Source organism: Niallia sp. (assembly GCF_031978665.1).
Classification (GTDB): Bacteria; Bacillota; Bacilli; order Bacillales; family Cytobacillaceae; genus Niallia.
In genome coordinates this window covers 85,318-92,308 of the sequence record NZ_DALZDK010000001.1, presented here as the reverse complement: position 1 = coordinate 92,308, position 6,991 = coordinate 85,318, and the positions used below count along the sequence as shown (strand labels likewise).

Here is a 6,991-nt window from a genome sequence, read left to right as displayed (position 1 = left end):
GATCTTCCATGGAATCCAATGAGGTTAGAACAGCGAATCGGTCGTATTCATCGCCTTGGTCAAAAAGAAGATGTAAAGATTTATAATTTTGCAGTCAAAAATACCGTTGAGGATCATATCTTAAAACTACTTTATGAAAAAATCCATCTTTTTGAAAAAGTAATTGGAGAACTAGACGATATTCTTACAAAGCTAGATTTTGGCAATATGGATGACTATATGATTGATATCTTCTCCCATTCTAAATCAGAAGGAGAAATGAAAATCAAAATGGATAATTTAACGAGCATGATTGAATTTGCACAGAATATGAAGGAAGGTGAAACATATGAAGCAGCAGGAAATTCATCAATTTCTTGAACGTTTTTTTATCGCGAATGATTGTGAAATAACAGAGAATAAACCTGGTTATCTAACCGTACAACTTACCATTGAGATGGACAAAGAGTTAATGAATCGACCGTTTTATTGGCATTATCTTGAAAAGACTGGCGGAACTCCAAATCCCGCCAGCCTCACCCTTATTAGTGATCCAAAGCTTGCACCAGAGAATATTAAGGGCGAATTAATTCATTTTGGTTCCCCGCGTCTTCATCAACTTTTTGCTTCCGCAAAAAATTTATCGAAATATATACGCCTCTACGAAAATAAAACAGGGCAAGGGCAACAGCAAACAGCTTTAAAACCATGGCTAGCACTTAATGTGAAAATATCCTACCAATGTGACAGGAAACGAGATATGTTCCAATCGATTGGTTTACAACTTATTAACGGGTCTATTGCGACAGATTTTCAATCGAAGATAGAGCAGATGAATCTTTCACCAAAAATTCCAGATTATGCTTTCACCCTCTCCCCTTTAATAATGCCCAAAAGTGGCATATCGAGGATTGAGAATATGATTAAACAATCTTTGTTGACAGAAGATCATACTTGGGCAGAAAAAGCGAGAGAAAGATGGAAAAAAGATTTAGAACTACTAGAGCATTTTTATGAAGATTTGGAGGAGGAGGAAGAAGAAACATTAGAAACTGAAAAATTAGCACTGCAAGAACAGTATGAGCCAATAATTAATATATCCATTATTAATGGAGGGTTATTTTATTTGGCTTCAGAAGCTGTTTCCTAAATCTTTTGCACATAAAAAAGGAGTTCAATTTGCCATTTCGTTACGGCAGATTGGACTCCTTTTTTACTATCTATCGTTTATATTTTCTACCTTTCAGACTGAACATAATCAAATACGGCAAAATCCCAAACCATCTAAGCATAAAGGGCTCTTTCAACCCCTTTTTTTCTTCTTTTAGCTTTTGTCTTTGTTCCTTAGGCTGATCCATATACTGTACAAATGTTTGCGTTAAATATTTTACATAATCATTGGTATTCATTTAATCACCTACTCTAGCATTTGTAATAGGATAGCCAATATTTCTATTTTTCATTCTACCCATTTCGTCATTTTATGCTGGTCCATATCAAAATAACTTGTGGCAACAATCTGGTTCGAAACACCCTGCAAATTTAATTTATAATCAATTTTATAAGTGGTAGCAGTGTCTTTCGTAATTGTATAAAACACTTGACCATGCAAAAAAATCTTTGTACCAGTCAAGACGAAATTCTCCTGTGAAACAAGCTGCTCCTCAATATCTTTCAAGGAAGTAAGAAAGTAGTATTCTTGCATATTGCTATTTTTCACACTTATTTCTATCCCTTTCTTATTTTCATACAATCCATACAAGATAAGCAGGAAGTGGATAAAAAGAATAAACACACATAAAGATAAAGGATAAATAAACCCTTTATTATTTCTAATCAATCCGCATCACTCCCTAGACGAAGATAGGAACTTATACTAGCTTCTTTTTCTCTTGCAAATCGGGTAGTTACCTTTAATCTAAACCCATTTTTATGAATGGTAAAATTCACATTTTTAATGCCTTGTAACGCTACCTCATGCCCCGTCGAATCTACTCGCCGTCTTATACTGCTTTCATATTTCTCATAGGTAACCACTCTTCTATCTACATAAAGCAATAATTTATTGTTTGAAACATCAATATTTTGTGCAATTTTTGTTTCTTTTTTTAATTGAAGGATAAACACTTCCCATTCCATCTCCTGTAATTCTTTCTCTGCAAATTGGCTATCGAGCATAAGCTGCAAAGGAACAATCAATAAAGAAAGAATGATTGTAAAAATAAGAAAGCAAAGAAGCATTTCCAATAAAACATAGCCTTTATTATTGAATGCCACTGTTTTTTTTATTCTATCAAGACATCGCAAATTCTTTTCGTCTCCTGAAATAAATTTTTATACTGGATACAGACAGTATTATCTTTTTCCCAAAAGATAGAGTAGCTATTACCGTCTTTTTCAATCGAAGAAATTCCTTTTTCTGCTTCTCCTAATTTCACTTCTATTAAATAACTATAAAATAGTTCATTAACAAACTTGCCTTCTTCCGAATCTTGCAGTTGCTTTAAAACATGCACATAAATTGGTATCCATGTTAAAGCAATTAAAAGCCATATAGTAAAGGCCAATAAATAATCTGGTAACATAAATCCTTTACAATTTAGTTGCATAAAATCGTCCTTTGCCAATTTGAATGGTTAATTTATATGCTTGCTTACCAATCCGGAATTCATAAGTGCCAAATTTAGAAAAATTCCCACTCGAATTGATAGTAAAAGAAAGCGTAGATTCATTAATAAAAACAATCTCTTTATCATAATAACGATCGACTATATTGCCCGTTTTTACATCACCACGAATGTTGTAGCGATTGATAGTCGTATATATTTTTACTTGGAGTTGTTGTTGATTGGCTATCGCATAAGCTTGTGCATAATAGAGATCTGCCTCTAGCTGGGTAATAAAATAATCTTCATTGAGCGAGGTTTGCTGTGAGGTAACTAAGAACACAGATAAGGAGGAGAGAACCACCAATAATGACACAGCAACAAGCATTTCCACTAATGTGAAGCCTCGCTGATTTGCCATCATGGATTTTCAGTGCCTGAAGTAGAAACAACACCATTTGTAATAATTAATTCCTTGCCATTTGTACATTTCTGCTGATCGGCTGTTATATAACTTTCTTCTTCCAGGTCAGTGGTACTCTCAGGATACTCGTTATGCTCCATGTAATAGGATTGTACCTCTGCTTGTACCATCTTTGTTAATGCTTCACAACCTGTATCATTTATTTTTGAATTATGCTTTGTTATGTTCGGAATGGTCACGATCAATAATATGGATATAACAACCAAAACAATCATCATTTCAATTAACGTAAAGCCATGTTCATTCTTCATTATATGCTCCTTTCAAAATCCATCTAATAGCTGAAACATCGGCATTAATACCGATAAATAAATAGAAATGATTAGTATTCCGACTACGGAATACAATGTAGGCTGAAGGACTTTCATTGTTTTGTTTAGATTCTCTTCTATTTGAATTAAACAATGATTGCCAAAATAGTAGAATTCTTGATCGAGCTTACCATTTTCCTGGCCATGCTGAATAATTTGCAACAGTTCTTTATCCAAAAAATCAAATGACACAAAAGCTCGATCAAGACGCAATCCTTTTTTTAACTGAGAAATGGCGATTATACCAATCTGAGAATACAACCTTTGCTCCTTATTTTCCTGAAAAAATTGTAAACATTCATAAATCGAAAATCCACTAGAGAGTAAATAACTTAATTGCAAGGATAGTACATAAGAAAAATAGCGTCTAACCATTTTTCCTATGTATGGAATCTGAGCCAGTAAATTCATCTGCACAATAATATCCAGTTTACGAAAATGCAAATTATAATAGAAGAAACTAGAAACAAGGAAAATAAGCAGGAAAGCGAATAGAAATGGAATGACCTTGCCAATAAATTGGACAAAAAGCAAAAAGAAATTCTTATTGATATTCATCGATAGAAAAATGGAATTAAATTTAGGAATGAGTATACTCTGAACGAAGAAAAATAAAACGAAGGTAAATAATAAAAGAAAAATCGGGTAGGAAAGAAGCTTACTTAATTTTTTAATCGTATCTTGTTTATTCTGAATCATTTTGCTAGCATCCTGAAAAGCAGTAGCAAATCCTCCATGCTTTTCAGCAAAATAAACAAAACTAATAACCTGGCGATCAAAGTTTAATTTCACTAGATTTTCAAAAAATGTCTCTCCTCCCTTTAAAGAGCCATAACAAGCATTTATGTCTTCCAATCGACGATTAGGCATATAATAACGCGAGGATTGAACTGCTTCCGACATAGAATAACCCCTATCTAATAACTCCCCAATACATTTTAGAAATCTCGCTTGCTCTAAATTAGTCCATCTTTTATTTTTTTTCATCATAAATCCACCGTTCATATTCCCCTTGCTTTATATAACCTAATGCAATCCCTTTACAAATGATGTCACCTAATGATTTATATTTATTTCTCCAATTCTCTGATCGATTATAGAGAATATCCGGAATCAACCTACCTGTTATCATTTCAAACACGGTTGATCGCTTCATTCGGTCATCTAAACGGTAACAGCAAGGCGAACAGCGTTCTTCACAAAATGGGCATACAATCTCAACCAGTCTTTGTGCAGTAACAGCAATTAAGGTTTGTTCAATTTCTGTCTCCTTAATGCCAAACTCTAGCAAACGGTGAATAGCACCTTTTGCATCCCTTGTATGCATTGTTGTTAATACCAAATGACCTGTTAAGCTCGCCCTGATTGCGATATGTGCTGTTTCTCTATCGCGAATTTCTCCAACCATAATAATATCAGGGTCATGACGAAGGATTGCTTTTAATCCAGTAGAATACGTAATGCCAGCTTTCTCATTAACTTGAATTTGGAGAACATTTTCCTGAGGCTTTTCAATTGGGTCTTCTAAACTGATAACATTTCTTTGATAGAGATGGGCATTTTCATTTATGAGGGAATAAAGGGTTGTCGTCTTGCCCGACCCAGTCGGACCAGTGAGAATAATTAAACCATGAGCATGCTTTAATAACGAAATTAATTTTCGCGAAACATTTGGAAATAAAGAGATATGATAGATTGGAAGCATGTTTTTGTCGGAAAGTATGCGAATAACTAAACTTTCGTGAGGGTAAGAAGGTAAGGTCGATAAACGTAAGCCAATATATTGTCCATTGACTGTAGTTGAAATAGCTCCATTTTGCGGTTTTCTTCTTTCGCCAATATCCATGGAAGCAGTAAATTTAAAATGGGAGATTAACTTGTCACATTCCTCCGTCGTAATTACTAATCGGGATATCAAGTGATTCGCAATTCTTAATTGAAGGACCGACTCCTTTTGTCTTGGGGTTATGTGAATGTCAGTAGCATTCTGCTCTACCGCATCACGAATTATCCGATTTGCTAAAGCTTCAATAGATAACACTTTATATAAAACACCACCTTTTTATTTATTCGACATTATATTTCGACAAAAAAGAAGAAATTCCTTCTAATCTTTATTTAATTTTTTCTCTTTTTTAAATTTTTTCTTATTGATCGAATCTGTTAAATAACTTTCATAAGATCACAAAAAAATAATACTTATTCTGTATAAAAAATAACAAAAGAACCATACTATATTTATCCATTATTTTGGGCTATAGCCAAGTGGTAAGGCAACGGACTTTGACTCCGTCACTCGTTGGTTCGAATCCAGCTAGCCCAGTAAAGACCCGAAAAACGGGTCTTTTTTATGCAGAAAACAGCCAAAAACAATAAGGCTGTAATTTCCTATTATACATTCATATCTTCATGGTGAATTTGTGACTTCTCGATTTGAATAGTCGCATGTTCTAGTTTAAATTTATCTTTCATTTGATCAATTGCTTGCTGTAGAATATCTTGGCTATCCATTTTATCATTAATCAAAATGTGACAGCTTAATGTATCTAACCCAGAAGTTATAGTCCAAATATGCAAGTCATGGACATCGATGACTCCCTCAATCCCTTCTAACTCCATTTTTACAGCTGCCAGGTTTATTGTGTCTGGCGTTCCTTCCATTAATATATGGGTTGAATGTTTTATCACTCCCCAGCCGCTTTTCAAGATTAAAAGCGCAACTACAACAGATATAATAGGATCTGCGACATACCACTCAAATAATAGCATTAGAAATCCAGCAATAATCGCTCCAACAGAACCTAGTGCATCCCCTAGAATATGCAAGTAGGCACTTCGTAAATTTACATTGTTCTTTACATCCCCTTTTCTCATTAATGCTAACGCACTAATCATATTGGCTAATAATCCAATTGCAGCAATAATCATCATCGGTCCACTAGTAACTGTTGGAGGTTCAGAGAATCTTGCTACTGCTTCCCAAATGATAAAAAAAGCTATAATAAACAAAGTGGCACCATTAAATAAAGCAGCTAAAATTTCAAAACGATAGTATCCGTATGTTTTATGTGGGGATGGTTTGCGTGATGCAAACCAGATAGCAATGAAACTTAAAAATAAAGAGCTTGAATCACTTAACATATGTCCTGCATCTGATAATAAAGCAAGACTATTTGTAAAAAGTCCTCCGAAAAACTCTAATAGCATTATGCCACATGTGATTATTAAAGCTATAAATAAACCTTTTTTATTTCCTTCTCTTGTTTCCTCAAAACCATGATGGTGATGTCCATGATGGCTATGGTCGTGTTCATGGAAATGTCCCATTTTATCTTCCTCCCCGCTTCGCCTATATAGTTAATTTAGAGAATCCTTTATTTAGATGTACTCTTTTTCCCTATAGCTTGTGGCAAAAAACAAATTTTATGACCACTCGATAATTAAACCTCACACTTAAAAGCAACTTCATCGGTAATTGATAATTCCATGGCAATTAACTTAATATCAATATATGAGTATGTATTCATATATTGATATTAAAAGCATAAATTTTATAATTAAATTTGTCAACTATCTTTTAGTTATTAACCTATTAACCGACTTAAGAAGAT

Annotated in this window: 10 protein-coding genes, 1 tRNA gene and 1 pseudogene; 3 read left to right on the top strand and 9 right to left on the bottom strand. The window is 33.8% G+C overall.

Annotated elements, in window-relative coordinates; translation table 11 throughout:
• Both RTL21_RS00480 and RTL21_RS00475 read left to right on the top strand, forming a co-directional pair.
• Positions 1 to 360 (top strand): annotated as a pseudogene (locus RTL21_RS00480) (ATP-dependent helicase); the annotation flags it as partial.
• Entirely contained in the window at positions 329 to 1,129 is an 801-nt protein-coding gene (locus RTL21_RS00475) for a YqhG family protein (protein WP_312092230.1), read from the top strand. The pseudogene RTL21_RS00480 and the gene RTL21_RS00475, both read left to right, overlap by 32 nt.
• A gap of 70 nt (positions 1,130 to 1,199) precedes the next feature.
• Here the strand turns inward: RTL21_RS00475 and RTL21_RS00470 are convergent, their stop codons facing one another.
• Genes RTL21_RS00470 through comGA form a run of 8 tightly spaced genes read right to left on the bottom strand, consistent with a single transcriptional unit; the run spans position 1,200 to position 5,421 of the window.
• Complete coding sequence (locus RTL21_RS00470; protein WP_312092228.1) at positions 1,200 to 1,388, bottom strand: YqzE family protein; 189 nt, start codon at positions 1,386 to 1,388, stop codon at positions 1,200 to 1,202.
• Between the two features lie 50 nt (positions 1,389 to 1,438).
• Positions 1,439 to 1,819: a competence type IV pilus minor pilin ComGG gene (gene comGG, locus RTL21_RS00465; RefSeq protein ID WP_312092226.1), complete on the bottom strand. Its 381-nt coding sequence runs from the start codon at positions 1,817 to 1,819 to the stop codon at positions 1,439 to 1,441.
• Complete coding sequence (gene comGF / locus RTL21_RS00460; protein ID WP_312092224.1) at positions 1,816 to 2,256, bottom strand: competence type IV pilus minor pilin ComGF; 441 nt, start codon at positions 2,254 to 2,256, stop codon at positions 1,816 to 1,818. The genes comGG and comGF overlap by 4 nt, the downstream gene beginning before the upstream one ends.
• Positions 2,257 to 2,264: 8 nt before the next feature.
• Positions 2,265 to 2,564, bottom strand: a complete 300-nt coding sequence (locus RTL21_RS00455) for a hypothetical protein (protein ID WP_312092222.1) — start codon at positions 2,562 to 2,564, stop codon at positions 2,265 to 2,267.
• Between the two features lie 7 nt (positions 2,565 to 2,571).
• The gene (gene comGD, locus RTL21_RS00450; RefSeq protein WP_312092220.1) at positions 2,572 to 3,006 is read right to left on the bottom strand and encodes a competence type IV pilus minor pilin ComGD; all 435 of its coding nucleotides are present in this window, start codon (positions 3,004 to 3,006) and stop codon (positions 2,572 to 2,574) included.
• A complete protein-coding gene (comGC, locus tag RTL21_RS00445; protein WP_312092218.1) occupies positions 3,006 to 3,320 on the bottom strand; it encodes a competence type IV pilus major pilin ComGC in 315 nt (104 codons plus the stop codon). Before comGC ends, comGD begins: the two co-directional genes overlap by 1 nt.
• Before the next feature lie 12 nt (positions 3,321 to 3,332).
• The gene (gene comGB, locus RTL21_RS00440) at positions 3,333 to 4,367 is read right to left on the bottom strand and encodes a competence type IV pilus assembly protein ComGB (protein WP_312092216.1); all 1,035 of its coding nucleotides are present in this window, start codon (positions 4,365 to 4,367) and stop codon (positions 3,333 to 3,335) included.
• Entirely contained in the window at positions 4,354 to 5,421 is a 1,068-nt protein-coding gene (gene comGA / locus RTL21_RS00435) for a competence type IV pilus ATPase ComGA (RefSeq protein WP_312092214.1), read from the bottom strand. The genes comGB and comGA overlap by 14 nt, the downstream gene beginning before the upstream one ends.
• A 210-nt stretch (positions 5,422 to 5,631) precedes the next feature.
• Here comGA and RTL21_RS00430 point away from each other — a divergent pair.
• Positions 5,632 to 5,703: transfer RNA gene (locus RTL21_RS00430), tRNA-Gln, on the top strand.
• A 68-nt stretch (positions 5,704 to 5,771) separates the two neighbouring features.
• Here RTL21_RS00430 and RTL21_RS00425 read toward each other — a convergent pair.
• On the bottom strand, positions 5,772 to 6,707 hold the full coding sequence (locus tag RTL21_RS00425; RefSeq protein WP_312092212.1) for a cation diffusion facilitator family transporter: 936 nt from the start codon (positions 6,705 to 6,707) through the stop codon (positions 5,772 to 5,774).
• Positions 6,708 to 6,991: the final 284 nt, after the last annotated feature.

What these genes read in the sequence shown, in the direction of transcription:
- RTL21_RS00475 (WP_312092230.1), top strand. Translation starts at nt 329, where the DNA reads ATGAAGCAGCAGGAAATTCATCAATTTCTTGAACGTTTTTTTATCGCG.
- RTL21_RS00455 (WP_312092222.1), bottom strand. Translation starts at nt 2,564, where the DNA reads ATGTTACCAGATTATTTATTGGCCTTTACTATATGGCTTTTAATTGCT.
- comGC (WP_312092218.1), bottom strand. Translation starts at nt 3,320, where the DNA reads ATGAAGAATGAACATGGCTTTACGTTAATTGAAATGATGATTGTTTTG.
- RTL21_RS00470 (WP_312092228.1), bottom strand. Translation starts at nt 1,388, where the DNA reads ATGAATACCAATGATTATGTAAAATATTTAACGCAAACATTTGTACAG.
- RTL21_RS00425 (WP_312092212.1), bottom strand. Translation starts at nt 6,707, where the DNA reads ATGGGACATTTCCATGAACACGACCATAGCCATCATGGACATCACCAT.
- comGB (WP_312092216.1), bottom strand. Translation starts at nt 4,367, where the DNA reads ATGAAAAAAAATAAAAGATGGACTAATTTAGAGCAAGCGAGATTTCTA.
- comGD (WP_312092220.1), bottom strand. Translation starts at nt 3,006, where the DNA reads ATGGCAAATCAGCGAGGCTTCACATTAGTGGAAATGCTTGTTGCTGTG.